We start from the raw sequence: 25,591 nt of genomic DNA, 5'->3' as shown, positions 1-25,591 counted from the left end.
CATGGCTAAGATTTCCAAGCGAGTTCAGGCGCTCCGCGCCAAAGTCGACCGCAACAAGGTCTACCCCGTTGCCGAAGCGCTGACGCTGATCAAGGAATGCGCAACCGCGAAGTTCGACGAGTCGATCGACGTGGCTGTTAACCTCGGTGTCGATGCACGCAAGTCGGACCAGGTCGTTCGTGGATCCGTGGTGCTGCCCGCCGGTACCGGCAAGTCGGTTCGCGTGGCTGTGTTCGCCCAGGGCGACAAGGCCGAAGCCGCCCGCGCTGCCGGTGCTGACGTCGTCGGTTTCGACGACCTCGCCGAGCAGGTCAAGGCTGGCAACATCGACTTCGATCTGTGTATCGCGACCCCCGATGCAATGCGCGTCGTCGGTCAGCTGGGTCAGATTCTCGGCCCCCGTGGTCTGATGCCGAACCCGAAGGTTGGCACCGTGACCATGGACGTCACCACTGCAGTCAAGAACGCCAAGGCCGGTCAGGTTCAGTACCGTACCGACAAGGGTGGTCTGGTGCACGCCACCATCGGTCGTGCATCCTTCGGTGTTGAAGCGCTGCAGCAGAACCTCAACGCTTTTGTCGATGCGCTGGTCAAGGCTCGTCCCGCAGCTGCCAAGGGCGTGTATCTGCGCCGTATGGCCCTGTCGAGCACGATGGGCGCCGGTGTGCGCATCGAAACGAATACCTCCGCAAGCTAAGCTGCGGAGTCACTAACTTTGGGCCGTTCCGGTGCTTCGGTGCCGGACGGATCGTCAAAGACCGCAGGTGCGCTTGCCTCGGCAAGCGTCTAATCAGCCCTCGGGCGGCCTGCGCAGACGGTGAACCCAGAACAGGATTTTGGCTGATGCTTCAGTCGTACTCCTGATCCAGGTCGCCGTGGGTGTGAATCGCAGTGCGATTCACGTGTTGACTTGAAAGGAGGAAAGGCCTGTGAGTCTCAATCTCGATGATAAGAAAGCCGTAGTGGCAGAGGTGTCGGCACAAGTAGCCAACGCCCAGACTATCGCGGTGGCCGAGTATCGCGGCATGGAAGTGGGTGACCTCACTGTGCTGCGTTCCAAGGCCCGTGAAGCTGGCGTTTATCTGCGTGTGCTGAAGAATACCCTGGTGCGTCGTGCGATCGCCGAAACCCCGTTTGCCGGGTTGTCGGACCAGCTGGTCGGTCCGTTGATCTATGGCATCTCGGAAGATCCCGTCGCCGCAGCCAAGGTGCTCAACGACTTCGCCAAGACGAATGACAAGCTGGTTCTGAAAGCCGGTTCCTATGCGGGCAACACGCTCGACAAGGCCGCCCTTCAGTCCCTGGCTTCGATTCCGAGCCGCGAAGAGTTGCTCGCCAAGCTGTTGGGCATCATGCAGGCGCCGGTTACCGGCTTTGCATGCACGCTCGCCGCCCTCGCCAAGAAGCGCGAGGAAGAAGCGGCCGCCTGACCGTTTTCTGAAAAGTTTCGATTTTGGAGTGATTTAAATGGCAATCAGCAAAGAAGACATCCTCGAAGCCGTTGGCTCGATGACCGTGATGGACCTGAACGACCTGGTTAAGGCGTTCGAAGAGAAGTTTGGCGTTTCCGCTGCCTCCATGGCCGTGGCTGCACCGGGCGCTGGCGCTGCCGCCGCTGCTGTTGAAGAGCAGACCGAATTTGACGTGATCCTCGTTGCCACCGGCGACAAGAAGGTTGAGGTCATCAAGGTCGTGCGTGCTGCTACCGGCCTCGGCCTGAAGGAAGCCAAGGACGTCGTCGACGGCGCTCCGAAGGCTGTGAAGGAAGGCGTGTCGAAGGCTGACGCCGACGCGCTGAAGAAGCAACTGGAAGATGCAGGCGCGAAGGTCGAGATCAAGTAAGTCTCGCTTTCGCTGCAGGGCTGGCGCTCGTGATGAGCACCAGCCCTTTCGTGCTTTGTACTAAGCACGAAGACAGAACAAAGCGTCCCCGAATTTTCTGCGCGTAAAAGTGTCTATCAAGTCCAGAACGTGGGCGTTGTGTTCTGTCTTCCCGACGTTCGACCTCTAGCCGGAGCATCCATGGCGTATTCCTACACTGAGAAAAAGCGTATCCGCAAGAGCTTCGCCAAGCGCGCGGCCGTGCTCGATGCGCCTTTCCTGCTCGCCACCCAGATCGAGTCGTTTGCTGCATTCCTGCAGGCGGATACCCCGCCCGAGACGCGGCTTAACGATGGCCTGCAGGCGGCCTTCACCTCGATTTTCCCGATTTCAAGCCACAGCGGCAACGCCCGTCTTGAGTTCGTCCAGTACATGCTGGGCGAGCCCGCATTCGACGTGAAGGAATGTCAGCAGCGTGGCCTGACCTTCGCCTCGCCCTTGCGCGCCCGAGTGCGTCTCGTGATCATGGATCGCGAAGCGCCCAAGGAAACCATCAAGGAAGTGAAGGAACAGGAAGTCTACATGGGCGAGATTCCGCTCATGACCGACACCGGTTCTTTTGTGATCAATGGCACCGAGCGTGTCATCGTGTCGCAGCTGCACCGTTCCCCCGGCGTGTTCTTCGAGCACGACCGCGGCAAGACGCATTCGTCCGGCAAGCTGCTGTTCTCGGCACGTATCATCCCCTACCGCGGTTCGTGGCTCGACTTCGAGTACGATCCCAAGGACTACCTGTACTTCCGCGTTGACCGTCGCCGGAAGATGCCGGTAACGATCCTGCTGCGCGCCATTGGACTGACGCCGGAAGAGATCCTTGAGACCTTCCACGATTTCGACGCCTTCCATCTGTCGGCCGACGCGATCCATTTCGATCTCGTGCCCGATCGCCTGCGTGGCGAAGTGGCACGTTTCGACATCGTTTCGCCCGATGGCAAGCTGATCGTTGCGCGTGACAAGCGCATTACCGCCAAGCACATTCGTGAGCTCGACCAGGCTGGCATCAAGACCATCACGGTGCCTGACGACTTCATTCTTGGTCGCATCATCGCCAAGAACGTTGCCGATGCCGAGACCGGCGAACTGGTGGCGCGTGCCAACGACGAGATCACCGAAGAGCTGCTCGAGAAGCTGCGTGACGCTGGCGTGCGTGATCTCCTGACGCTGTATGTGAACGACCTCGATCGTGGCGCCTACATCTCCTCGACCCTGCGCATCGACGAAACCGCCGATCAGTGGGCTGCGAAGGTTGCCATTTACCGCATGATGCGTCCGGGCGAGCCGCCCACCGAGGACGCCGTGCTGGCACTGTTCAACGGCCTGTTCTACGCGCCTGAGCGCTACGACCTGTCGACCGTCGGCCGCATGAAGTTCAACCGTCGTGCCTATCCCGAAAAGATCGACGAGCGCACCCCCGCGTGGCTCAAGCGGTTCTACGACGCAGTCGGCCCGCGTGGTGAAGACGGCAGCGGCGTGCTGGTGAACGAGGACATCCTCGCCGTCATCGGCATCCTGGTCGAGCTTCGCAACGGCCGCGGCGAGATCGACGATATCGATCACCTTGGCAACCGCCGCGTGCGTTCGGTTGGCGAACTGGCCGAGAACCAGTTCCGCGCTGGCCTGGTCCGCGTCGAGCGCGCGGTCAAGGAGCGTCTGTCCCAGGCTGAGTCCGACAACCTGATGCCGCACGATCTGATCAATGCCAAGCCGATTTCGGCCGCGATCAAGGAGTTCTTCGGTTCCAGCCAGTTGTCGCAGTTCATGGACCAGACCAACCCGCTGTCCGAGATCACGCACAAGCGTCGTGTCTCGGCGCTCGGACCTGGCGGTCTGACGCGCGAGCGTGCCGGTTTTGAAGTCCGCGACGTGCACCCGACCCACTATGGTCGTGTGTGCCCGATCGAGACCCCGGAAGGCCCGAACATCGGTCTGATCAACTCGCTGGCCGTGTATGCACGGACCAACCGTCACGGCTTCCTCGAGACCCCGTACCGCAAGGTCGAGAACAGCACCGTCACCGATCAGATCGACTACCTGTCAGCGATCGAGGAAGGTCAGTACGTGATCGCCCAAGCGAACGCCGAGATCAACGAAAGCGGCCTGCTGGTCGGCGATCTCGTATCCTGCCGGCACAAGGGCGAATTCGCTCTGGCCACTGCGGATCAGGTCCAGTACATGGACGTGGCCCCGGGTCAGATCGTATCGGTGGCTGCTTCGCTGATTCCGTTCCTCGAGCACGACGACGCGAACCGCGCACTGATGGGCGCGAACATGCAGCGTCAGGCTGTGCCTTGCCTGCGCCCTGAAAAGCCGCTGGTGGGTACCGGCATCGAGCGTACCGTTGCGGTCGACTCGGGTACCGCAGTCCAGGCCAAGCGTGGCGGTCTCGTCGATTATGTCGATGCCCAGCGTATCGTCGTCCGTGTTAACGACGACGAGGCGCAGGCGGGTGATGTCGGTGTCGACATCTACAACATGATCAAGTACACCCGCTCCAACCAGAACACCAACATCAACCAGCGTCCGGTGGTGAAGGTTGGCGATCGCATCTCGCGCGGCGACGTGATCGCCGACGGCGCATCGACCGACCTGGGCGAGCTTGCGCTCGGCCAGAACATGCTGGTGGCGTTCATGCCGTGGAACGGCTACAACTTCGAAGACTCGATCCTGATCTCGGAGCGTGTGGTTGCCGACGACCGCTTTACCTCGATCCACGTTGAGGAACTGACGGTTGTTGCCCGTGACACCAAGCTCGGACCTGAAGAAATCACCCGTGACATCGCGTCGCTGGGTGAGGCTCAGCTGGGCCGACTCGACGAATCCGGCATCGTGTATATCGGTGCGGAAGTCGAAGCTGGCGACGTACTGGTGGGCAAGGTCACGCCGAAGGGCGAGACCCAGCTCACGCCTGAAGAGAAGCTGCTGCGTGCGATCTTCGGCGAGAAGGCTTCGGACGTTAAGGACACTTCGCTGCGCGTGCCCTCGGGCATGGTCGGTACGGTCATCGACGTTCAGGTGTTCACCCGTGAAGGAATCGAGCGTGACAAGCGCGCCCAGTCGATCATTGATGATCAGCTGCGCGGCTTCAAGACCGACCTTGCCGACCAGATGCGGATTGTGGAGCGCGATGCGTTCGCCCGTATCCAGCGCATGATCGTTGGCCAGAAGGCCAATGGCGGCCCGAAGAAGCTGGCCAAGGGCAGCGAGATCACCGTCGAATACCTCGAATCACTCGAGTTCTATCACTGGTTCGACATCCGCCTCGCGGATGAGGGCCTGGCGACCCAGCTCGAAGCCATTCGCGAAGGTCTCGAGACCACCCGCAAGGACTTCGACTCGGCCTTCGAGATCAAGAAGCGCAAGCTGACCCAGGGCGACGAACTGCCGCCGGGTGTGCAGAAGATGGTCAAGGTCTATCTGGCCGTGAAGCGTCGCCTGCAGCCGGGTGACAAGATGGCCGGTCGTCACGGTAACAAGGGTGTGGTGTCGAAGATCGTTCCGGTCGAAGACATGCCCTACATGGCTGACGGTACGTCAGCCGACATCGTGCTGAACCCGCTGGGCGTGCCTTCGCGGATGAACATCGGTCAGATTCTCGAAACCCACCTCGGCTGGGCCGCGAAGGGTCTTGGTCAGAAGATCGACAAGATGCTGCGTGCCAATGCTGCGGTCAAGGAAGTGCGCGGTTTCCTCGAAGAGATCTATAACGGTAGTGGCAAGCCGGAACAGCTTGACCAGTTCGACGACAAGGAGATCACCGATCTCGCATCGAACCTGGTGAAGGGTGTGCCGTTTGCGACCCCGGTGTTCGACGGTGCCCACGAAGACGAGATCGAGAAGATGCTGGTGCTGGCTGACCTGCCGATCAGCGGTCAGGTCACGCTGTATGACGGTCGTACCGGCGAAGCTTTCGAGCGCAAGGTGACGGTCGGCTACAAGCATGTTCTGAAGCTGCACCACCTGGTCGACGACAAGATGCATGCCCGTTCGACCGGTCCGTACTCGCTCGTGACCCAGCAACCGCTGGGTGGTAAGGCGCAGTTCGGCGGTCAGCGTTTCGGTGAAATGGAAGTGTGGGCACTGGAAGCTTACGGTGCCGCTTACACCCTGCAGGAAATGCTGACGGTCAAGTCGGATGACGTTACCGGCCGGACCAAGGTGTACGAGAGCATCGTCAAGGGCGAGCACAAGATTGATTCCGGCATGCCGGAGTCCTTCAACGTGCTGGTGAAGGAAATTCGTTCCCTGGCGATCGACATCGATCTGGACCGCGGTTGAACCGGAGACATTGCGTACCCCGCATGTCCTGGATGGAGTGATATATGAAGAGCCTGCTCGCTGACCTGTTCAAGCAAACCTTGCCGCATGAGGAAGAGTTCGAAGCCATTACCATTGGTCTCGCCTCGCCCGACAAGATCCGGTCGTGGTCCTACGGTGAAGTCAAGAAGCCCGAGACCATCAACTACCGTACGTTCAAACCCGAACGCGACGGCCTGTTCTGCGCCAAGATTTTCGGACCGGTCAAGGACTACGAGTGTCTGTGCGGCAAATACAAGCGCCTCAAGCATCGTGGCGTGATCTGCGAAAAGTGTGGCGTTGAAGTCACGCTGTCGAAAGTGCGCCGCGAGCGCATGGGCCATATCGAACTGGCCAGCGTCGTTGCACACATCTGGTTCCTGAAGAGCCTGCCGAGCCGTCTCGGCATGGTGCTCGACATGACCCTGCGCGACATCGAGCGCGTGCTTTACTTCGAAGCCTTCGTGGTGGTCGAGCCGGGTATGACCCCGCTGAACCGCGGTCAGCTGCTGACCGAGGACGACTACCTGGCGAAGGTTGAAGAGTACGGCGACGACTTCGATGCCGTGATGGGCGCCGAAGGTATTCGCGAACTGCTGCGGACCCTCGACGTCAGCCTCGAAATCGAGAAGCTGCGTTCAGACCTTGAGACCACCGGCTCCGAAGCCAAGGTGAAGAAGTACTCCAAGCGCCTCAAGGTGCTGGAGGCCTTCCAGCACTCGGGCATCAAGCCTGAGTGGATGATTCTCGAAGTGCTGCCGGTGCTGCCGCCTGACCTGCGCCCGCTGGTGCCGCTGGACGGTGGCCGTTTCGCCACCTCCGACCTGAACGATCTGTATCGTCGCGTCATCAACCGTAACAACCGCCTGAAGCGTCTGCTCGAGCTGAAGGCACCGGACATCATCGTCCGTAACGAAAAGCGCATGCTGCAGGAGTCGGTCGACTCCCTGCTCGACAACGGTCGTCGCGGCAAGGCCATGACGGGCGCCAACAAGCGTCCGCTGAAGTCGCTCGCCGACATGATCAAGGGCAAGGGCGGTCGTTTCCGTCAGAACCTGCTGGGCAAGCGCGTTGACTATTCGGGTCGTTCGGTCATTACCGTTGGTCCGCAGCTCAAGCTGCACCAGTGCGGTCTGCCCAAGCTGATGGCGCTTGAGCTGTTCAAGCCCTTCATCTTCAACAAGCTCGAACTGCTCGGGCTGGCGACCACGATCAAGCAGGCCAAGAAAATGGTCGAGCTGCAGGAGCCGGTGGTGTGGGACATCCTCGAAGATGTCATCCGCGAACATCCGGTGATGCTGAACCGTGCGCCGACCCTGCACCGCCTTGGCATCCAGGCATTCGAGCCGGTGCTGATCGAAGGCAAGGCCATCCAGCTGCATCCGCTGGTCTGCGTGGCGTTCAACGCCGACTTCGACGGCGACCAGATGGCCGTCCACGTTCCGCTGTCGCTGGAAGCGCAGATGGAAGCCCGCACGCTGATGCTGGCTTCGAACAACGTGCTTTCGCCCGCCAACGGCGAGCCGATCATCGTGCCGTCGCAGGATATCGTTCTCGGTCTGTACTACGCCACCCGCGAAGGTGTGAACGTGCCTGGCGAAGGCATGTTCATGGCCGACGTGAGCGAAGTGAAGCGTGCGTACGAGTCGGGTCAGATCTCGCTGCATGCACGTATCACGGTGCGTCTGAAGGAAGCGGACCTGGGGCCTGACGGCGAGCGCATCGAGCGTATCGGCCGTTATGAAACCACGGCCGGGCGTGCGATTCTGTCCGAGATCCTGCCGGCAGGCCTGCCGTTCAGCGTCATTGACAAGCCGCTCAAGAAGAAGGAAATCTCGAAGCTCATCAACGCATCGTTCCGTCGTTGCGGTCTGCGTGCGACGGTGATCTTCGCCGACCAGCTGATGCAGTTCGGTTACCGCCTTGCAACCCGCGCCGGTATCTCGATCGCGGTCAAGGACATGCTGGTACCGAAGCTGAAGGAAGACCTGATTCGCGCAGCCGAAAGCGAAGTCAAGGAAATCGCCCAGCAGTACACATCTGGTCTGGTGACCGACGGCGAGCGCTACAACAAGGTCGTGGATATCTGGGGTCGCTGTGGCGACCAGGTTGCCAAGGCCATGATGGAGCAGCTTGGCTCGGAAGAAGTGGTCGACCGCGAAGGCAAGACGGTCAGGCAGGAAGCGTTCAACTCGATTTACATGATGGCCGACTCGGGCGCGCGGGGTTCCGCGGCTCAGATCCGTCAGCTTGCCGGCATGCGTGGCCTGATGGCCAAGCCGGATGGCTCGATTATCGAGACGCCTATCACGACCAACTTCCGTGAAGGTCTGAACGTTCTGCAGTACTTCATCTCCACGCACGGTGCTCGTAAGGGTCTGGCCGACACGGCGCTGAAGACGGCAAACTCGGGTTATCTGACACGCCGTCTGGTCGACGTGACCCAGGATCTGGTGGTTATCGAGGACGATTGCGGCACGCGTGAAGGCTTCTCGATGAAGGCCCTGATCGAGGGTGGTGAAGTCATCGAGCCGTTGCGCGACCGGATTCTCGGCCGTGTCTGCGTCGATGACGTCGTCAGTCCCGATACGCAGGAGACCGTTATCGAGGCAGGGTCGCTGCTCGACGAAGATGCTGTCGACCTGGTCGAGAGCCTCGGTGTCGATGAGGTCAAGGTGCGTACTCCGCTGACCTGCGAAACGCGCTACGGTCTGTGTGCGCAGTGCTACGGTCGTGACCTTGGACGCGGCATGCGCGTCAACTCGGGTGAGGCTGTCGGTGTGATCGCCGCACAGTCGATCGGTGAGCCGGGTACCCAGCTGACCATGCGTACCTTCCACGTCGGTGGTGCAGCATCGCGGGCAGCATCCGCGAGCGGTGTCGAGGCAAAATCGACCGGTACTATCCGCTTTGCCGGCAACATGCGCTACGTGTCGAGCGCCAAGGGCGAGAAGGTTGTCATCGCGCGTTCGGCAGAGGTTGTGGTTGCCGACGAGATGGGTCGCGAGCGCGAGCGTCACAAGCTCCCGTATGGTGCAATGCTGCTGGTCGACGACGGTGGCGCCGTCAAGGCTGGCGCGCAGCTTGCGACCTGGGACCCGCACACCCGTCCGATCGTTACCGAGTACTCCGGTACGGTGAAGTTCGAGAACGTCGAGGAAGGTGCAACGGTCGCCAAGCAGATCGACGAAGTGACCGGTCTGTCGACCCTGGTGGTCATTGACTCCAAGCGTCGCTCCCCCACGGGTGCGGCGAAGGGCGTCCGGCCGCAGGTCAAGCTGCTTGACGAAAACGGTGAAGAAGTCCGTATCGCCGGTACCGATCACGCAGTGACCATCACCTTCCAGGTCGGTTCGCTGATCACGGTGAAGGATGGCCAGCAGGTCTTCGTGGGCGACGTGCTTGCGCGTATCCCGCAGGAATCGGCCAAGACGCGTGACATTACCGGTGGTCTGCCGCGCGTAGCCGAACTGTTTGAAGCCCGTTCGCCGAAGGACGCTGGCCTGCTTGCCGAGTACACCGGTACGGTGTCCTTTGGTAAGGACACCAAGGGCAAGCAGCGTCTGGTCATCACCGAGCCCGATGGCACGGTGCATGAATTCCTGATCCCGAAGGACAAGCATCTGATGGTCCACGACGGTCAGGTGGTGAACAAGGGTGAGCACATTGTCGACGGTCCGGCAGACCCGCATGACATCCTGCGTCTGCAGGGTATCAATGCGCTGGCTCGCTACATCATCGACGAAGTTCAGGACGTTTATCGTCTCCAGGGCGTGAAGATCAACGACAAACACATTGAAGTGATCGTGCGTCAGATGCTTCGTCGTGTCGTGATCAGTGATTCAGGCGACAGCCGTTTCATCCGCGAGGAACAGGTCGAGCGTTCCGAAGTCCTGGACGAAAACGACCGCCTGGAAGCAGAAGGAAAGCTTCCGGCTCAATACGAGAACGTGCTGCTCGGTATTACCAAGGCTTCGTTGTCGACCGATTCGTTCATCTCCGCTGCTTCCTTCCAGGAAACCACGCGGGTGCTGACCGAAGCGGCGATCATGGGCAAGCGTGACGAGCTGCGCGGCCTGAAGGAAAACGTCATTGTCGGTCGACTGATTCCTGCTGGTACCGGTCTCGCCTACCATCGCAGCCGCAAGGCGCAGGTGGCGGGAGAGGATCTTGGCTCGGGGCATGCCTGGGCACCGGAAGAAGTTGTTGCGGAAGTGCACCAGGATAGTCACACGAGTTGACTTTTATTTAAGTCTCGGACTAAACTCCGGCCTCTTTTTGTGGACCGACCAATCGTAGTCGGTCGCAGCCGGAATAAACCGCCCGAGGCGGCCCTTGGCGGGCTGCCTCGGTTTTTTGGGAATTCTCAAGCTATGCCAACAATCAATCAGCTTGTCCGCAAGCCGCGTCAGCTGGAAGTAATCAAGAGCAAGGTTCCTGCGCTCGAAGCCTGCCCGCAGAAGCGTGGCGTGTGTACGCGCGTCTACACGACAACTCCGAAAAAGCCGAACTCGGCGCTGCGTAAAGTGGCCAAGGTTCGTCTGACCAACGGTTTTGAAGTCATTTCGTACATCGGTGGTGAAGGTCACAACCTCCAGGAGCACTCCGTGGTCCTGATTCGTGGTGGCCGGGTAAAGGATTTGCCGGGTGTGCGTTACCACATCGTTCGCGGCTCCCTCGATCTTCAGGGTGTCAAGGATCGGAAGCAGTCGCGCTCCAAGTACGGCGCGAAGCGTCCGAAGAAAGCCTGATCGGCTTTACCAAAACATTTTTGAGGGTTAGATATGCCGCGTCGTCGCGAAGTACCAAAACGTGAAATTCTGCCGGATCCGAAATTCGCATCCCAGGACGTTTCCAAGTTCATCAACGTGATCATGCAGTCCGGCAAGAAAGCCGTTGCTGAGCGCATCGTCTATGGCGCCTTTGATCACATCTCGACCAAGTCGGGCAAGGATCCGCTTGAGGTTTTCGCCTCCGCGGTTGCCAACGTCAAGCCGGTGGTCGAAGTCAAGAGCCGTCGCGTCGGTGGTGCAAACTACCAGGTGCCGGTCGAGGTTCGTCCTTCCCGCCGTATGGCGCTCTCGATGCGCTGGCTGCGTGAGTCGGCCCGTAAGCGTGCCGAGAAGTCGATGGCCCAGCGTCTTGCTGGCGAGCTGCTCGAGGCTGCTGATGGCCGTGGCGCTGCCATGAAGAAGCGCGAGGAAGTCCACAGGATGGCCGAGGCTAACAAGGCATTCTCACACTACCGCTTCTGATTCTTATTGGTGGCGGTGTTTCGAGCCCTGTATAGGGCTCGATTGTTTTTAACGAAACGAACGGTTCATCGCGCATGCTGCGCGAATAACGTAAGGCAGGTAAAACGTGGCTCGCAAGACTCCTATTGAGCGCTACCGCAACATCGGTATCTCAGCGCACATCGACGCCGGCAAGACGACAACGACCGAGCGCATCCTTTTCTACACCGGTGTCAATCACAAGATTGGTGAGGTGCATGATGGCGCCGCCACCATGGACTGGATGGCGCAAGAGCAGGAGCGCGGGATCACGATTACCTCCGCTGCGACGACCTGCTTCTGGAAGGGCATGGAAATGTCCTATCCCGAGCACCGCTTCAACATCATCGACACCCCGGGACACGTTGACTTCACGATCGAAGTCGAGCGTTCCATGCGTGTGCTCGACGGCGCGTGCATGGTCTACTGCGCTGTGGGTGGTGTTCAGCCGCAGTCGGAAACCGTGTGGCGTCAGGCTACCAAGTACAAGGTTCCTCGTCTGGCCTTCGTGAACAAGATGGACCGCTCCGGCGCCAACTTCTTCAAGGTCGTCGAGCAGATGAAGCAGCGCCTGAAGGCAAATCCCGTGCCGATCGTGATTCCTATCGGTGCCGAAGATACCTTTACCGGTGTTGTCGATCTGGTTCGCATGAAAGCGATCATCTGGGACGAAGCGTCCCAGGGTATGAAGTTCGAGTACAGAGAGATTCCTGCAGAGCTCGTCGAGCTTGCAAACGAGTGGCGCGAACAGATGGTTGAGGCGGCTGCAGAAGCCAACGAAGACCTGATGAATGAGTACCTCGAGAACGGTGATCTGTCGCCTGAGAAGATCAATGCCGGTCTGCGTCAGCGCACGCTGGCTTGCGAAATTCAGCCGATGCTGTGCGGTACCGCATTCAAGAACAAGGGTGTCCAGCGCATGCTCGACGCCGTCATCGAACTGCTGCCTTCGCCGGTGGATATTCCCCCGGTCGTTGGTATTGATGACGACGAGAAGGAAACTTCGCGTAAGGCTGACGACAAGGAAAAGTTCTCGGCGCTGGCATTCAAGCTCATGACCGACCCGTTCGTCGGTCAGCTGACCTTCGTGCGTGTTTACTCCGGCGTGCTGAACTCCGGTGAGACCGTGCTGAACTCGGTGAAGGGCAAGAAAGAGCGTATCGGTCGGATCCTGCAGATGCACGCCAACGAGCGTGAAGAAATCAAGGAAGTGCTGGCTGGCGACATCGCAGCCTGCGTGGGCCTGAAGGAAGTGACCACGGGTGAAACCCTGTGTGATCCGAGCGCACCCATCATTCTTGAGCGCATGATCTTCCCGGATCCGGTGATTCACGTTGCCGTTGAGCCGAAGACCAAGAGCGACCAGGAGCGCATGGGTATTGCGCTGGGTCGTCTGGCTGCAGAAGATCCGTCGTTCCGCGTGCGTACTGACGAAGAATCTGGTCAGACCATCATCTCGGGTATGGGCGAACTGCACCTCGAGATCATCGTCGACCGCATGAAGCGTGAGTTCAACGTCGAAGCAAACGTCGGTGCGCCTCAGGTTGCATACCGCGAGGCAATCCGCAAGGCTGTCGAGCAGGAAGGCAAGTTCGTCAAGCAGTCTGGTGGTCGCGGACAGTACGGTCACGTGTGGATCAAGCTCGAGCCGAACGAAACCGGCAAGGGTTACGAATTCGTCGATGCGATCAAGGGTGGTGTGGTTCCGCGCGAATACATCCCGGCGGTCGACAAGGGTCTGCAGGATACGCTGCCGAACGGCGTGCTCGCCGGCTTCCCGGTCGTGGATGTGAAGGTCACGCTGTTTGACGGTTCCTACCACGATGTCGACTCGAACGAAAACGCGTTCAAGATGGCTGCTTCGATGGCCTTCAAGGATGCAATGCGCAAGGCCAACCCCGTGCTGCTCGAGCCGATGATGGCTGTCGTGGTCGAGACGCCTGAGGACTACATGGGTAACGTGATGGGCGATCTGTCGGGTCGTCGCGGTATCGTTCAGGGCATGGAAGACCTCATCGGTGGTGTGAAAGAGATCAAGGCTGAAGTGCCGCTTGCCGAGATGTTCGGTTATGCGACCCAGCTGCGCTCGCTGTCACAGGGTCGTGCGACCTATTCGATGGAATTCAAGCACTACTCGGAAGCGCCCAAGAGCGTTGCCGAGGCAGTGATCAACAATCGCAAGTAATCAACGATCTAAAGCGAGGATTTAGTAATGGCTAAGGGTAAGTTTGAGCGTACGAAGCCGCACGTAAACGTTGGCACGATTGGCCACGTTGACCATGGCAAGACCACGCTGACGGCGGCAATCACGACGATTCTGTCGAAGAAGTTCGGTGGCGAGGCCAAGGACTATGCGTCGATCGACAGCGCGCCTGAAGAAAAGGCACGCGGTATCACGATCAACACCGCACACGTCGAGTACGAAACCGAAAATCGTCACTACGCTCACGTTGACTGCCCGGGTCACGCTGACTACGTGAAGAACATGATTACCGGTGCTGCGCAGATGGACGGCGCGATCTTGGTGTGTTCGGCCGCTGACGGCCCGATGCCTCAGACTCGCGAGCACATTCTGCTGGCGCGTCAGGTTGGTGTTCCGTACATCATCGTGTTCCTGAACAAGTGCGACATGGTCGACGACGAAGAGCTGCTTGAGCTCGTCGAGATGGAAGTGCGCGAACTGTTGTCCAAGTACGACTTCCCGGGCGACGACGTGCCCATCATCAAGGGTTCGGCGCTGAAGGCGCTCGAGGGTGACCAGTCGCCGATCGGCGAGCCGGCCATTTTCGAACTGGCTGCTGCGCTTGACAGCTACATCCCGACGCCTGAGCGTGCAATCGACAAGCCCTTCCTGCTGCCGATCGAAGACGTGTTCTCGATCTCCGGCCGCGGTACCGTGGTGACCGGTCGTGTTGAGCGCGGTGTCGTCAAGGTCGGTGAAGAAATCGAAATCGTGGGCATCAAGGCCACGGTCAAGACCACCTGCACCGGTGTTGAAATGTTCCGCAAGCTGCTCGATCAGGGTCAGGCTGGCGACAACGTTGGCGTGCTGCTGCGCGGCACCAAGCGTGAAGATGTCGAGCGTGGCCAGGTGCTGTGCAAGCCGGGTTCGATCAAGCCGCACACCCACTTCACGGGTGAAGTGTATGTTCTGTCGAAGGAAGAGGGTGGTCGTCACACCCCGTTCTTCGCGAACTACCGTCCGCAGTTCTACTTCCGTACCACGGACGTGACCGGTTCGATCACGCTGCCGGAAGGCACCGAGATGGTCATGCCGGGCGACAACGTGTCGATCACCGTCAAGCTGATCGCCCCGATCGCCATGGAAGAAGGTCTGCGCTTCGCAATTCGCGAAGGTGGCCGTACTGTTGGCGCCGGTGTCGTCGCCAAGATCATCGAGTAACATAAAAACTGCGCGGGGCCACAGGGCTCCGCGCATTCGCTCTTTGGGAACAAAATCATGCAAAGCCAGAAAATCCGCATCCGCCTGAAAGCTTTCGACTACCGCCTGATCGATCAGTCGGCACTCGAAATCGTTGACACTGCCAAGCGCACCGGTGCTGTCGTCCGTGGTCCCGTGCCGCTGCCGACGCGTATCGAGCGTTTTGACCTGCTGCGCTCGCCGCACGTCAACAAGGCTTCGCGCGACCAGATGGAAATTCGCACTCACCAGCGCCTGATGGATATCGTGGATCCGACCGACAAGACGGTTGATGCACTGATGAAGCTGGATCTGCCGGCTGGTGTGGATGTAGAGATCAAGCTGCAGTAATAATCGCGCTTGCGTTTATTTCGATAGGGCCGGTATAATCCGGCCCTTGTGCCTTTTGGTGCAATTTATTTGTTCGACCCCCGGTCAATCGAAACCGGGAATCAGGAGAAAAAAATGAGTCTAGGCCTTGTAGGGCGCAAGGTCGGCATGACTCGCATCTTTGCTGAGGATGGCAGGACCATCCCGGTGACGGTGCTTGACGTGTCCGACAACCGTGTGTCCCAGATCAAGACGCCTGAAACCGACGGCTATGCCGCGGTCCAGGTCGCTGTAGGTAAGCGTCGCGCCAGTCGCGTCGTCAAATCGCTCGCCGGGCATCTCGCCAAGGCGGGTGTCGAGCCCTGCCGCATTCTGCGCGAGTTCCGCGTTGATGCCGAGCAAGTCTCCGGCTTCAAGGCTGGTGACGCCGTCGGTGCTGATCTGTTCGCTGTTGGCCAGAAGGTCGACGTGACGGGTGTCACCATCGGTAAGGGTTTCTCCGGTGTTCAGAAGCGTCACAACTTCGCATCGAACCGCGCGTCGCACGGTAACTCCGTGTCGCACAATTCGCCGGGCTCGATCGGTATGGCGCAGGACCCGGGTCGTGTGTTTCCTGGTAAGCGCATGGCTGGTCAATACGGCAACGTTCAGCGCACCACGCAAGGTCTCGAGATCGTGCGTGTTGACGTCGAGCGTCAACTGCTCCTGATCAAGGGCGCGGTGCCGGGCTCCAAGGGTGGCGACGTAGTCGTTCGTCCCGCGGTCAAGGCTTGAGGGGCGATTACGCAATGGAACTGAAACTATTGAATGATCAGGGTCAGGCTGCGTCGACGCTGCAGGCGTCTGACGTGCTGTTTGGCCGTGAATACAACGAAGCGCTGATTCACCAGCTCGTGACCGCCTATCAGGCGAATGCACGTTCGGGTAATCGTGCCCAGAAGGGTCGTGCCGAGGTTAACAAATCGACGCGCAAGCCTTTCCGTCAGAAAGGTACGGGTAACGCTCGTGCCGGTATGGCGTCCAGCCCGCTCTGGCGTGGCGGCGGCAAGATCTTCCCGAACTCGCCCGACGAGAACTTCTCGCAGAAGGTCAACCGCAAGATGTATCGCGCCGGTGTTGCCGCGATTCTCTCGCAGCTGGCTCGCGAAGACCGTCTTGCTGTGGTCGAGGATTTCAGCGTTGAGGCGCCGAAGACCCGCATGCTGGTTCAGAAGCTCAAGGGTATGGGTCTGGACTCCGTGCTGGTGATCACCGATGGCCTGGACGAGAACCTGTTCTTGTCCTCGCGCAACCTGAATCAGGTTCTGGTGCTCGACGTTCACGAGGCCGATCCGGTTTCGCTGGTGCGTTTCCCGAAGGTGCTGGTCACCAAGGGTGCGCTGGCAAAGATGGAGGAATCGTGGCAATGAGCGCTATTACTCAGGAACGTCTGCTGCAGGTGTTGCTTGCCCCTCAGATTTCCGAAAAGGCGACCTATGTCGCCGACAAGAACGAGCAGGTGGTGTTCAAGGTCGCGTCCGACGCAACCAAGCCCGAGGTGAAGGCGGCTGTTGAGCTGCTGTTCAAGGTGCAGGTTGAGTCGGTTCAGGTCCTGAACGTCAAGGGCAAGGTCAAGCGTTCGGGCCGCACCGTCGGTCGTCGCAAAGACTGGAAGAAGGCCTTCGTTTGCCTCAAGCCCGGCCAGGAAATCAACTTTGCGGCTGGGGAGTAATCAATTATGGCACTGGTAAAACTCAAGCCTACCTCCGCCGGCCGTCGTTCGATGGTCAAGGTGGTCAACGCCGACCTCTACAAGGGCCGTCCTTTCGACGGTCTGCTCGAGAAGAAGAGCAGCAAGGCCGGTCGTAACAACACGGGTCGCATCACGGTGCGTCACCAGGGTGGTGGTCACAAGCAGCACTACCGCGTCATCGACTTCCGCCGCAACAAGGACGGCGTCGTTGCCAAGGTTGAGCGCATCGAGTACGACCCGAACCGTTCGGCAAACATCGCACTGCTGTGCTATGCCGATGGCGAGCGTCGTTACATCATCGCTCCGCGCGGTGTGGTCGTCGGCCAGCAGGTCGTGAGTGGCGTCGAGGCCCCGATCAAGGCCGGTAACGCGCTGCCGATCCGGAACATTCCGGTCGGTTCCACCATTCACTGTGTGGAAATGATGCCTGGCAAGGGTGCGCAGATGGCGCGCGCTGCCGGTACGTCGGTTCAGCTGCTGGCGCGTGAGGGCGTTTACGCTCAGCTGCGTCTGCGCTCGGGCGAGATTCGTCGTGTTCACGTCGAATGTCGTGCCACGATCGGCGAAGTCGGTAACGAAGAGCACAGCCTGCGCAAGATCGGCAAGGCTGGTGCAAACCGCTGGCGTGGTATCCGCCCGACGGTTCGTGGTGTTGCCATGAACCCGGTGGATCACCCGCATGGTGGTGGTGAAGGTCGTACCGGCGAAGGTCGCGTTTCGGTCAGCCCGTGGGGCACGCCTGCTAAGGGTTACCGTACCCGCAGCAACAAGCGTACCGACACGATGATCGTGCAGCGTCGTCACAAGCGTTAAGGGGTAACAGATGGCACGTTCTATTAAGAAAGGCCCGTTCATCGACGCGCACCTTCTGAAGAAGGTCGACGCCGCACGGGCGAGCAACGACAAGCGTCCGGTCAAGACCTGGTCGCGTCGTTCCACCGTCCTGCCCGACTTTGTCGGCCTGACGATTGCAGTCCATAACGGTCGTCAGCACATCCCGGTCTACGTGTCCGAGAACATGGTCGGCCACAAGCTGGGCGAGTTTGCTCTGACGCGTACCTTCAAGGGCCACGCTGCGAGCAAGAAGGCTAAGAGGTAATCATGGAAACCAAAGCAATTCTCCGTGGTGTGCGCCTCTCAGCGCAGAAAGGCCGCCTCGTGGCCGATCTGGTTCGCGGTCGTTCCGTTGATCAGGCTCTGAATGTCCTGGCTTTTTCGCCGAAAAAGGGCGCAAAGATCATTCGCAAGGTTGTCGAGTCGGCAATCGCGAACGCCGAGCACAATGACGGCGCCGATATCGATGCGCTGAAGGTCAAAACGATTCATGTGGAAGAGGGCACCACCCTCAAGCGCTTCACGGCGCGTGCGAAAGGGCGCGGAAATCGTATTTCCAAGCCTACCTGCCACATTTACGTGACCGTCGGCGAGTAAGGAGGATATATGGGTCAGAAAATACATCCCACCGGATTCCGCCTCGCCGTTACGCGTGACTGGACTTCCCGCTGGTACGCATCGAGCCAGGACTTCTCGAAGATGCTTCAGGAAGATCTGAAGGTTCGTGATTACCTGAAGAAGCGCCTTTCGCACGCGTCGGTTGCGCGTGTGGTCATCGAGCGTCCCGCCAAGAATGCACGCATCACGCTGTACAGCGCGCGTCCGGGTGTGGTCATCGGCAAGAAGGGCGAAGACATCGAAGCGCTCAAGCGCGATCTGCAGCAAATCGTCGGCGTGCCCGTGCATGTGAACATCGAAGAAGTTCGCAAGCCCGAGATCGACGCCAAGCTGATCGCCGATTCGATCGCACAGCAGCTCGAGAAGCGCATCATGTTCCGTCGCGCCATGAAGCGTGCGATGCAGAATGCAATGCGCCTTGGCGCCCAGGGCATCAAGATCATGAGTGCCGGTCGTCTGAACGGCGCCGAGATCGCTCGTACCGAGTGGTACCGTGAAGGTCGTGTGCCGCTGCACACGCTTCGTGCAAACATCGATTACGGTGTTTCCGAAGCCAAGACCACGTACGGCATCATCGGTATCAAGGTCTGGGTTTACAAGGGCGAGATGCTTGGTCGCAACGAGCAGCCGGTGGTCGCCGAGCCCGAAGCCGATAACCGCCGTGGCCGCCGTGGCGCGCCCCGTGATGGTGAAGGCCGTCCGGGTCGTCGTCCCGCTCGCCGCGAAGATAGCAGGAGTGAATGATGCTGCAGCCGTCGAGAAGAAAGTATCGTAAGGAGCAGAAAGGCCGCAACACGGGTGTTGCCACCCGTGGTGCCAAGGTCAGCTTCGGTGACTTCGGTCTGAAGGCAGTCGGGCGCGGACGCCTGACCGCTCGTCAGATTGAAGCGGCACGTCGTGCAATGACGCGTCACATCAAGCGTGGTGGCCGGATCTGGATCCGGATTTTCCCGGACAAGCCGATTTCGCGTAAGCCGGCTGAAGTTCGAATGGGTAACGGTAAGGGCAATCCCGAGTACTGGGTCGCAGAGATCCAGCCGGGCAAGGTGCTCTACGAAATGGATGGTGTTGACGAAGCGCTCGCGCGTGAAGCTTTCCGGCTTGCCGCCGCCAAGCTTCCGCTTGAGACCGTATTTGTGACCCGTCAGTTGGGGCAAGCATGAAAGCGAGTGAACTCCGCGCCAAGAGCGCAGATGAATTGAACCAGGAGTTGCTCGAGCTGTTGAAAGCGCAGTTTTCCCTGCGCATGCAACTTGCAACACAGCAGCTTGGCAACACGAGCCAAATGGGTAAGGTGCGTCGCGACATCGCGCGTGTCCGTACGCTCCTTCGCGAAAAGGCGGGTGCATAATGAGCGAGCAAGCAGAAAAGGTTCGCCGCGCCCTCGTTGGGCGTGTCGTGAGCGACAAGATGGACAAGACGGTAACCGTTCTGGTCGAGCGCCGGGTCAAGCACCCGCTGTACGGCAAGATCATTACCCGTTCTGCCAAGTACCACGCGCATGTTGAAAATGGCGCTGCAACGCAGGGCGACCTCGTCGAAATCGAAGAGTGTCGTCCGATGTCGCGGACCAAAACCTGGCGTGTAACGCAAGTGCTCGAAAAGGCACGTGTGATCTGATCAGGTTGGTTTGCAATTTTTGCAAGAACAGCTTGGCGCTCCGGTGCCAAGCTGTTATACTTTCAAATCTTGCTCCGGGATTCGTCGGGGCATCCTACCCTGACGGGTTCCAATACTGACCGCGCTGCGGGATAAGTTGGAGATAAATTCATGATTCAAATGCAGTCCAGGCTCGATGTAGCCGACAACACTGGCGCGCGCTCGGTGATGTGCATCAAGGTACTCGGCGGTTCAAGACGTCGTTATGCCGGCATCGGTGACATTATCAAGGTCACCGTCAAGGATGCTGCACCCCGTGGGCGTGTCAAGAAGGGTGATGTATACAACGCGGTCGTTGTGCGTACCGCCAAGGGTGTCCGTCGTCCGGATGGCTCTCTGGTTAAGTTCGACAACAATGCTGCTGTGCTTTTGAATAACAAGCTCGAGCCCATCGGCACCCGTATCTTTGGGCCCGTGACGCGTGAGCTGCGCTCCGAGCGGTTCATGAAGATCGTCTCGCTGGCGCCCGAAGTGCTCTGAGGAGTCGATGAGATGAACAAGATCCGCAAGGGTGATGAAGTTGTGGTGCTGACGGGTAAAGACCGTGGGCGCCGTGGCTCGGTGCTCCGTCGTGTAGATGACGAGCGTCTGGTGGTTGAGGGTGTGAATCGGGTGAAGAAGCATGTTCGCCCGAATCCCCTCAAGGGTGAGGTCGGTGGCATTGTCGAGAAAGAGATGCCGATCCATGTTTCGAACATCGCGCTGTTCAATCCCGCGTCGCAGAAAGCTGACCGCGTCGGGATCAAGGTGCTTGAGGACGGCCGCAAGGCACGCTTCTTCAAGTCGAATGGCGAGCTGGTGGATGCGTAAGGAGTGACAATGGCTCGCTTGCAACAAGTTTATAAGGACGCTGTAGTGCCCGAGCTGCTCAAGCAGTTTGGCTACAAGTCCGTCATGGAAGTGCCGCGCATCACCAAGATCACCCTGAACATGGGTGTGGGTGAAGCTGTTGGTGACAAGAAAGTGCTCGAGCACGCAATCGGCGACATGACCAAGATTGCTGGTCAGAAGCCGGTGGCGACGAAAGCTCGCAAATCGATTGCCGGCTTCAAGATTCGTGACGGCTATCCGATTGGCTGCATGGTCACCCTGCGCGGTCCGAAGATGTACGAATTCCTCGATCGACTGGTGACCATCGCGTTGCCGCGCGTTCGTGACTTCCGTGGTATCGCTGCCAAGGGCTTTGATGGCCGTGGCAACTACAACCTCGGTGTCAAAGAGCAGATCATCTTCCCGGAAATCGAGTACGACAAGATCGACGCGCTGCGCGGGATGAACATCAGCATCACGACGACGGCTAAGAATGACCAGGAAGCGCGTGCGCTGCTGGGTGCATTCAAGTTCCCGTTCAAGAATTGAGGGTGATATGGCGAAACTGGCTCTGATCAATCGTGAAGAAAAGCGCCGCAAGACGGTGGAAAAGTACGCCGCCAAGCGTGCTGCGCTCAACGCACAGATCAACGATATGAAGCTGTCGGAAGAAGAGCGCATGTCCGCTCGTCTCGCGCTGCAGCAGCTGCCGCGTAATTCGAGTCCTTCGCGTGGTCGTAACCGCTGCGCTCTGACGGGTCGTCCGCGTGGCGTTTTCCGTAAGTTTGGTCTGTGTCGTAACAAGCTGCGTGAAATTGCTTTCCGCGGTGAAGTGCCCGGCATGACCAAGGCGAGCTGGTAAGGAGAATAGAAGATGAGTATGTCCGATCCGATCGCCGACATGCTGACGCGTATTCGCAATGGGCAGCAAGCCCAGAAAGCGAACGTGAGCATGCCCTCGTCGAAGCTTAAGGTCGCAATCGCCAAGGTTCTTCAGGACGAAGGCTACATCGACGGTTACGTCGTGCATGATGCAGACGGCAAGGCGCAGCTCGAAGTTGCGCTGAAGTATTACGCCGGCCGCCCGGTAATCGAGCGCATTGACCGCGTCAGCCGTCCCGGCCTCCGCGTGTACAAGGGCAGCGAAGATCTGCCGCGCGTGATGAATGGTCTGGGTGTCGCCATCGTGTCGACGCCCCGTGGTGTGATGACTGATCGTGCAGCCCGCTCCAGCAGGGTTGGCGGTGAAGTTATCTGCCTCGTGGCCTAAAGGGGGATTTCATGTCTCGTGTAGCTAAGAATCCGGTCGCAATTCCGAGTGGTGTCGAGGTTACGATCTCGGCAGCCGAAATTGCGGTCAAGGGGCCGCTCGGTGTCATTCGCCAGGCGCTCAGCTCGGCCGTGACGGTCGAGCGCGATGGCGACAACCTCGTGTGCAAGGCGCGCGAAGGTGTTGTCAATGCTGGCGCCATGTCCGGAACCGTGCGTTCGTTGGTGAACAACATGGTGACTGGCGTGACGAAGGGCTTCGAGCGCAAGCTCAACCTGGTCGGCGTTGGTTATCGCGCTCAGGCCCAGGGCGACAAGTTGAATCTCTCGCTGGGTTTCTCCCACCCCGTCGTGCACCAGTTGCCCGCCGGCGTGAAGGCTGAAACTCCCACTCAAACCGAGATCGTGATCAAGGGTATCGACAAGCAGCAAGTCGGTCAGGTCGCGGCCGAGGTGCGGGCATACCGCGCTCCCGAACCCTACAAGGGCAAGGGCGTCCGTTATTCGGACGAAGTGGTTGTGCTCAAGGAAACCAAGAAGAAGTAAGGCGGTTCGTCATGAACAGAAAAGAAACTCGTCTTCGCCGTGCGCGTAAAACTCGCGCCAAGCTTGCGGAGCTCAAGGCGGTGCGCCTCACCGTGTTCCGTTCCAATGCGCACATGTATGCCCAGGTGATTTCCGGCTGCGGCTCCCGCGTTCTCGCGGCTGCTTCCACCGTCGAACCTGCGGTTCGTGCCGAGCTTGCCAATGGCGGCAACAAACAAGCAGCTGCAGTGGTCGGCAAGTTGATTGCCGAGCGCGCCAAGGCTGCCGGGGTCGAGACGGTTGCGTTTGACCGCTCGGGCTTCCTCTATCACGGCCGCGTCAAGACGTTGGCTGAGGCTGCCCGTGAAGGCGGCCTTAAGTTCTAAGCGAGGATTCGAATGGCTAAGCAGCAAACCAAGCGCCCGCAAGCCTCCGAGGAGCGCGACGACGGCATGCGTGAAAAGATGGTCGCGATCAATCGCGTTACCAAGGTTGTGAAGGGTGGCCGTATTCTCGGCTTCGCTGCACTGACCGTGGTGGGCGATGGCGATGGCGGCATCGGTATGGGTAAGGGCAAGTCCCGCGAAGTGCCGGTAGCAGTTCAGAAGGCGATGGACGAAGCCCGTCGCAAGCTGGCTAAGGTGTCGCTCAAGAACGGTACGCTTCAGCATACCGTTATCGGTAAGCACGGCGCCGCCTCGGTGCTCATGCAGCCGGCTCCCGGCGGTACCGGCATCATTGCCGGTGGTCCGATGCGCGCTGTGTTTGAGGTGATGGGCGTTACCGACATCATCTGCAAGTGCATCGGTTCGACCAACCCGTACAACGTGGTCCGTGCCACGATCAACGGGCTGATGGCGATCAACACCCCGTCGGAGATTGCGGCCAAGCGCGGCAAGACCGTCGAAGAGATTCTGGGGTAAGCGATGACCGACAAGAAAATCAAGGTCACGCTTGTGAAAAGCGTGATCGGAACCAAGCAATCACACCGTGCGACGGTTCGTGGTCTGGGCCTTCGTCGCCTGAACCACTGCGTCGAGTTGATCGATACGCCGGAAGTTCGCGGCATGATCAACAAGGTGTCCTATCTGGTTAAGTACGAGGCTTGATATGCGCCTGAATACGATTAAACCGGGCGCTGGCTCGAAGTCTGCCGCCAAGCGCGTAGGTCGTGGTATCGGTAGCGGCCTGGGCAAGACCTGCGGCCGCGGACACAAGGGACAGAAGTCCCGTGCCGGCGGTTTCCACAAGGTTGGCTTCGAGGGCGGTCAGATGCCCCTGCAGCGCCGCCTGCCGAAGCGTGGCTTTGTCTCGCTGACGCGTGCTCGCAACGCAGAAGTCCGCCTGTCCGAACTGGCAGCACTGCCGGTCGACGAAGTGGATCTGTTGGTATTGATGCAGGCTGGTATCGTTCCTGCTGACTCGCTTTCGGCAAAGGTTGTTCTGTCGGGTGAAATCAGCAAGAAAGTGATCCTTCGGGGCGTTGGTGCAACTCGTGGCGCTCGCGCTGCCATCGAGGCTGCCGGCGGTTCCGTCTCGGCTGAGTAAGCAAAGGTACGATTGTGGCCAAACCAGCTGCCGCGGTAGGGAATCCCGGGCGTTTTGGCGATCTCAAGAACCGACTGCTGTTTTTGCTCGGTGCCTTGATTGTTTATCGCCTTGGCGCTCACATTCCCGTTCCCGGAATCGATCCCGAACGGCTTGCGGAGTTGTTCCAGTCGCAAGCCGGCGGAATCCTTGGGGTCTTCAACCTTTTTTCTGGCGGGGCGCTGTCGCGCTTCACGATCTTCGCGCTGGGGATCATGCCTTACATTTCCGCATCCATCATCATGCAGTTGATGACGGTTGCAGTGCCTCAGTTCGAGGCGCTGAAGAAGGAAGGTGAGGCAGGCCGGCGCAAGATCACCCAGTACACGCGTTACGGTACCCTGGTGCTGGCTTTAGCGCAGTCCCTCGGGATTGCAATGGCGCTCGAAGGGCAAGCCGGGCTGGTGCTCGATCCGGGAATGACATTCCGGCTGGTGAGCGTAGCGACTCTGGTCACGGGAACGATGTTCCTGATGTGGCTGGGTGAGCAGATCACTGAGCGTGGCATTGGCAACGGCATTTCCATCATCATCTTTGCCGGTATTGCTGCAGGTTTGCCAAGCGCGATTGGCGGGTTGTTCGAGCTGGTTCGCACCGGCGCGATGCATCCCTTCACTGCGTTGCTGATTTGTGTGCTGGTAGTGGTGGTGACAGGGTTTGTAGTCTTTGTCGAACGAGGACAACGAAAGATCCTGGTGAATTACGCAAAGCGTCAGGTTGGCAACAAGGTGTACGGTGGGCAGAGCTCCCATCTTCCCCTGAAGCTGAACATGTCGGGTGTGATTCCACCGATTTTCGCCTCGAGTATCATCCTGTTCCCGGCTACGCTGGGGCAGTGGTTCGGTGCGTCAGAGGGCATGACGTGGTTGCGTGACATTTCATCTACGCTCGCTCCCGGGCAGCCGATCTATGTCATGTTGTACGCAGTTGCGATCGTGTTTTTCTGCTTTTTCTATACGGCTCTGGTGTTCAACGCCCGCGAAACTGCAGATAACCTGAAGAAGAGCGGTGCTTTTGTCCCTGGAATTCGTCCGGGCGATCAGACGGCGCGCTATATCGACAAGATTCTGATGCGTCTTACGTTGGCCGGTGCGGTGTATATCACGCTGGTCTGCCTGTTGCCGGAGTTTCTGATCCTGAAGTGGAACGTACCGTTCTATTTCGGCGGGACCTCGCTGCTGATCATCGTGGTTGTAACGATGGACTTCATGGCTCAGGTTCAGGCGTACGTCATGTCGCACCAGTACGAAAGCCTGTTGAAAAAGGCGAACTTCAAGGGAGCAGGTCTTCCGATGAGGTGATCGCCGGTGACGGCGATTGGTGTGACCAAGATTCCGGTTGGGCCGCAGTGCCCTCCGG

The 25,591-nt window shown here is 59.3% G+C and carries 31 protein-coding genes; all 31 read left to right on the top strand.

Translation table 11 applies throughout. From position 1 onward, the window contains the following. Window position 1 precedes the first annotated feature (1 nt). Window positions 2-697, top strand: coding sequence for a 50S ribosomal protein L1 (gene rplA / locus CEW87_RS03085; RefSeq protein WP_108949544.1), 696 nt, complete (start codon window positions 2-4; stop codon window positions 695-697). 232 nt (window positions 698-929) lie between these two features. After that, window positions 930-1,430 (top strand): 50S ribosomal protein L10, encoded by a 501-nt coding sequence (rplJ, locus tag CEW87_RS03080; protein ID WP_108949543.1) that lies wholly within the window; start codon window positions 930-932, stop codon window positions 1,428-1,430. 37 nt (window positions 1,431-1,467) lie between these two features. Next, window positions 1,468-1,842, top strand: coding sequence for a 50S ribosomal protein L7/L12 (gene rplL / locus CEW87_RS03075; RefSeq protein WP_108949542.1), 375 nt, complete (start codon window positions 1,468-1,470; stop codon window positions 1,840-1,842). Between the two features lie 180 nt (window positions 1,843-2,022). Further along, window positions 2,023-6,156 (top strand): DNA-directed RNA polymerase subunit beta, encoded by a 4,134-nt coding sequence (gene rpoB, locus CEW87_RS03070; protein ID WP_108971398.1) that lies wholly within the window; start codon window positions 2,023-2,025, stop codon window positions 6,154-6,156. A 44-nt stretch (window positions 6,157-6,200) separates the two neighbouring features. Continuing rightward, on the top strand, window positions 6,201-10,415 hold the full coding sequence (rpoC, locus tag CEW87_RS03065) for a DNA-directed RNA polymerase subunit beta' (protein WP_108971397.1): 4,215 nt from the start codon (window positions 6,201-6,203) through the stop codon (window positions 10,413-10,415). 132 nt (window positions 10,416-10,547) lie between these two features. Next, window positions 10,548-10,925, top strand: a complete 378-nt coding sequence (gene rpsL / locus CEW87_RS03060) for a 30S ribosomal protein S12 (protein ID WP_108949539.1) — start codon at window positions 10,548-10,550, stop codon at window positions 10,923-10,925. A gap of 33 nt (window positions 10,926-10,958) precedes the next feature. Beyond that, window positions 10,959-11,429 (top strand): 30S ribosomal protein S7, encoded by a 471-nt coding sequence (gene rpsG, locus CEW87_RS03055; RefSeq protein WP_108949538.1) that lies wholly within the window; start codon window positions 10,959-10,961, stop codon window positions 11,427-11,429. A 106-nt stretch (window positions 11,430-11,535) separates the two neighbouring features. After that, a complete protein-coding gene (fusA, locus tag CEW87_RS03050) occupies window positions 11,536-13,632 on the top strand; it encodes an elongation factor G (RefSeq protein WP_108971396.1) in 2,097 nt (698 codons plus the stop codon). Between the two features lie 27 nt (window positions 13,633-13,659). Continuing rightward, window positions 13,660-14,850 (top strand): elongation factor Tu, encoded by a 1,191-nt coding sequence (gene tuf / locus CEW87_RS03045; protein ID WP_108971395.1) that lies wholly within the window; start codon window positions 13,660-13,662, stop codon window positions 14,848-14,850. A gap of 57 nt (window positions 14,851-14,907) precedes the next feature. Then, window positions 14,908-15,219 (top strand): 30S ribosomal protein S10, encoded by a 312-nt coding sequence (gene rpsJ / locus CEW87_RS03040; RefSeq protein WP_108949535.1) that lies wholly within the window; start codon window positions 14,908-14,910, stop codon window positions 15,217-15,219. Window positions 15,220-15,333: 114 nt separating this feature from the next. Continuing rightward, window positions 15,334-15,972: a 50S ribosomal protein L3 gene (gene rplC, locus CEW87_RS03035; protein ID WP_108949534.1), complete on the top strand. Its 639-nt coding sequence runs from the start codon at window positions 15,334-15,336 to the stop codon at window positions 15,970-15,972. Between the two features lie 14 nt (window positions 15,973-15,986). Beyond that, window positions 15,987-16,607 (top strand): 50S ribosomal protein L4, encoded by a 621-nt coding sequence (gene rplD, locus CEW87_RS03030; protein WP_108949533.1) that lies wholly within the window; start codon window positions 15,987-15,989, stop codon window positions 16,605-16,607. Window positions 16,608-16,612: 5 nt separating this feature from the next. Continuing rightward, window positions 16,613-16,909 carry a 50S ribosomal protein L23 gene (gene rplW, locus CEW87_RS03025; RefSeq protein WP_269807787.1) on the top strand — a complete coding sequence of 99 codons (297 nt, stop codon included), beginning with the start codon at window positions 16,613-16,615 and terminating at the stop codon, window positions 16,907-16,909. A 6-nt stretch (window positions 16,910-16,915) separates the two neighbouring features. Continuing rightward, a complete protein-coding gene (rplB, locus tag CEW87_RS03020; protein WP_108971394.1) occupies window positions 16,916-17,743 on the top strand; it encodes a 50S ribosomal protein L2 in 828 nt (275 codons plus the stop codon). Between the two features lie 10 nt (window positions 17,744-17,753). Next, window positions 17,754-18,029 carry a 30S ribosomal protein S19 gene (rpsS, locus tag CEW87_RS03015; protein WP_108949530.1) on the top strand — a complete coding sequence of 92 codons (276 nt, stop codon included), beginning with the start codon at window positions 17,754-17,756 and terminating at the stop codon, window positions 18,027-18,029. Window positions 18,030-18,031: 2 nt separating this feature from the next. Then, window positions 18,032-18,361: a 50S ribosomal protein L22 gene (gene rplV / locus CEW87_RS03010; RefSeq protein ID WP_108949529.1), complete on the top strand. Its 330-nt coding sequence runs from the start codon at window positions 18,032-18,034 to the stop codon at window positions 18,359-18,361. A 9-nt stretch (window positions 18,362-18,370) separates the two neighbouring features. After that, window positions 18,371-19,126: a 30S ribosomal protein S3 gene (gene rpsC / locus CEW87_RS03005; RefSeq protein WP_108949528.1), complete on the top strand. Its 756-nt coding sequence runs from the start codon at window positions 18,371-18,373 to the stop codon at window positions 19,124-19,126. Continuing rightward, a complete protein-coding gene (gene rplP / locus CEW87_RS03000) occupies window positions 19,126-19,545 on the top strand; it encodes a 50S ribosomal protein L16 (protein WP_108951371.1) in 420 nt (139 codons plus the stop codon). The genes rpsC and rplP overlap by 1 nt, the downstream gene beginning before the upstream one ends. Beyond that, window positions 19,542-19,733 carry a 50S ribosomal protein L29 gene (gene rpmC / locus CEW87_RS02995; protein WP_108949527.1) on the top strand — a complete coding sequence of 64 codons (192 nt, stop codon included), beginning with the start codon at window positions 19,542-19,544 and terminating at the stop codon, window positions 19,731-19,733. Before rplP ends, rpmC begins: the two co-directional genes overlap by 4 nt. Next, window positions 19,733-20,002, top strand: a complete 270-nt coding sequence (gene rpsQ, locus CEW87_RS02990; protein WP_108949526.1) for a 30S ribosomal protein S17 — start codon at window positions 19,733-19,735, stop codon at window positions 20,000-20,002. Before rpmC ends, rpsQ begins: the two co-directional genes overlap by 1 nt. A 150-nt stretch (window positions 20,003-20,152) precedes the next feature. After that, the gene (gene rplN / locus CEW87_RS02985) at window positions 20,153-20,521 is read left to right on the top strand and encodes a 50S ribosomal protein L14 (RefSeq protein ID WP_108949525.1); all 369 of its coding nucleotides are present in this window, start codon (window positions 20,153-20,155) and stop codon (window positions 20,519-20,521) included. Window positions 20,522-20,533: 12 nt separating this feature from the next. After that, window positions 20,534-20,851 (top strand): 50S ribosomal protein L24, encoded by a 318-nt coding sequence (gene rplX, locus CEW87_RS02980; protein ID WP_108949524.1) that lies wholly within the window; start codon window positions 20,534-20,536, stop codon window positions 20,849-20,851. Window positions 20,852-20,860: 9 nt separating this feature from the next. Continuing rightward, the gene (rplE, locus tag CEW87_RS02975; protein WP_108949523.1) at window positions 20,861-21,400 is read left to right on the top strand and encodes a 50S ribosomal protein L5; all 540 of its coding nucleotides are present in this window, start codon (window positions 20,861-20,863) and stop codon (window positions 21,398-21,400) included. 7 nt (window positions 21,401-21,407) lie between these two features. Then, window positions 21,408-21,713, top strand: a complete 306-nt coding sequence (rpsN, locus tag CEW87_RS02970; RefSeq protein ID WP_108971393.1) for a 30S ribosomal protein S14 — start codon at window positions 21,408-21,410, stop codon at window positions 21,711-21,713. 12 nt (window positions 21,714-21,725) lie between these two features. Further along, on the top strand, window positions 21,726-22,121 hold the full coding sequence (gene rpsH, locus CEW87_RS02965) for a 30S ribosomal protein S8 (protein ID WP_108949521.1): 396 nt from the start codon (window positions 21,726-21,728) through the stop codon (window positions 22,119-22,121). A gap of 11 nt (window positions 22,122-22,132) precedes the next feature. Then, window positions 22,133-22,666 (top strand): 50S ribosomal protein L6, encoded by a 534-nt coding sequence (gene rplF, locus CEW87_RS02960; RefSeq protein ID WP_108949520.1) that lies wholly within the window; start codon window positions 22,133-22,135, stop codon window positions 22,664-22,666. Window positions 22,667-22,677: 11 nt separating this feature from the next. Further along, complete coding sequence (gene rplR, locus CEW87_RS02955; protein ID WP_108971392.1) at window positions 22,678-23,031, top strand: 50S ribosomal protein L18; 354 nt, start codon at window positions 22,678-22,680, stop codon at window positions 23,029-23,031. A 12-nt stretch (window positions 23,032-23,043) separates the two neighbouring features. Continuing rightward, the gene (gene rpsE / locus CEW87_RS02950; protein WP_108949518.1) at window positions 23,044-23,568 is read left to right on the top strand and encodes a 30S ribosomal protein S5; all 525 of its coding nucleotides are present in this window, start codon (window positions 23,044-23,046) and stop codon (window positions 23,566-23,568) included. 3 nt (window positions 23,569-23,571) lie between these two features. Beyond that, the gene (rpmD, locus tag CEW87_RS02945; protein WP_108949517.1) at window positions 23,572-23,754 is read left to right on the top strand and encodes a 50S ribosomal protein L30; all 183 of its coding nucleotides are present in this window, start codon (window positions 23,572-23,574) and stop codon (window positions 23,752-23,754) included. 1 nt (window position 23,755) lies between these two features. Further along, the gene (rplO, locus tag CEW87_RS02940; RefSeq protein ID WP_108971391.1) at window positions 23,756-24,193 is read left to right on the top strand and encodes a 50S ribosomal protein L15; all 438 of its coding nucleotides are present in this window, start codon (window positions 23,756-23,758) and stop codon (window positions 24,191-24,193) included. 14 nt (window positions 24,194-24,207) lie between these two features. Then, window positions 24,208-25,533, top strand: coding sequence for a preprotein translocase subunit SecY (gene secY, locus CEW87_RS02935; RefSeq protein WP_108971390.1), 1,326 nt, complete (start codon window positions 24,208-24,210; stop codon window positions 25,531-25,533). The last annotated feature ends 58 nt before the right edge of the window (window positions 25,534-25,591 follow it).

It is taken from the genome of Parazoarcus communis, from assembly GCF_003111665.1.
GTDB classification, from domain to species: Bacteria; Pseudomonadota; Gammaproteobacteria; order Burkholderiales; family Rhodocyclaceae; genus Parazoarcus; species Parazoarcus communis_B.
This window is presented reverse-complemented; position numbering and strand designations above follow the sequence as displayed.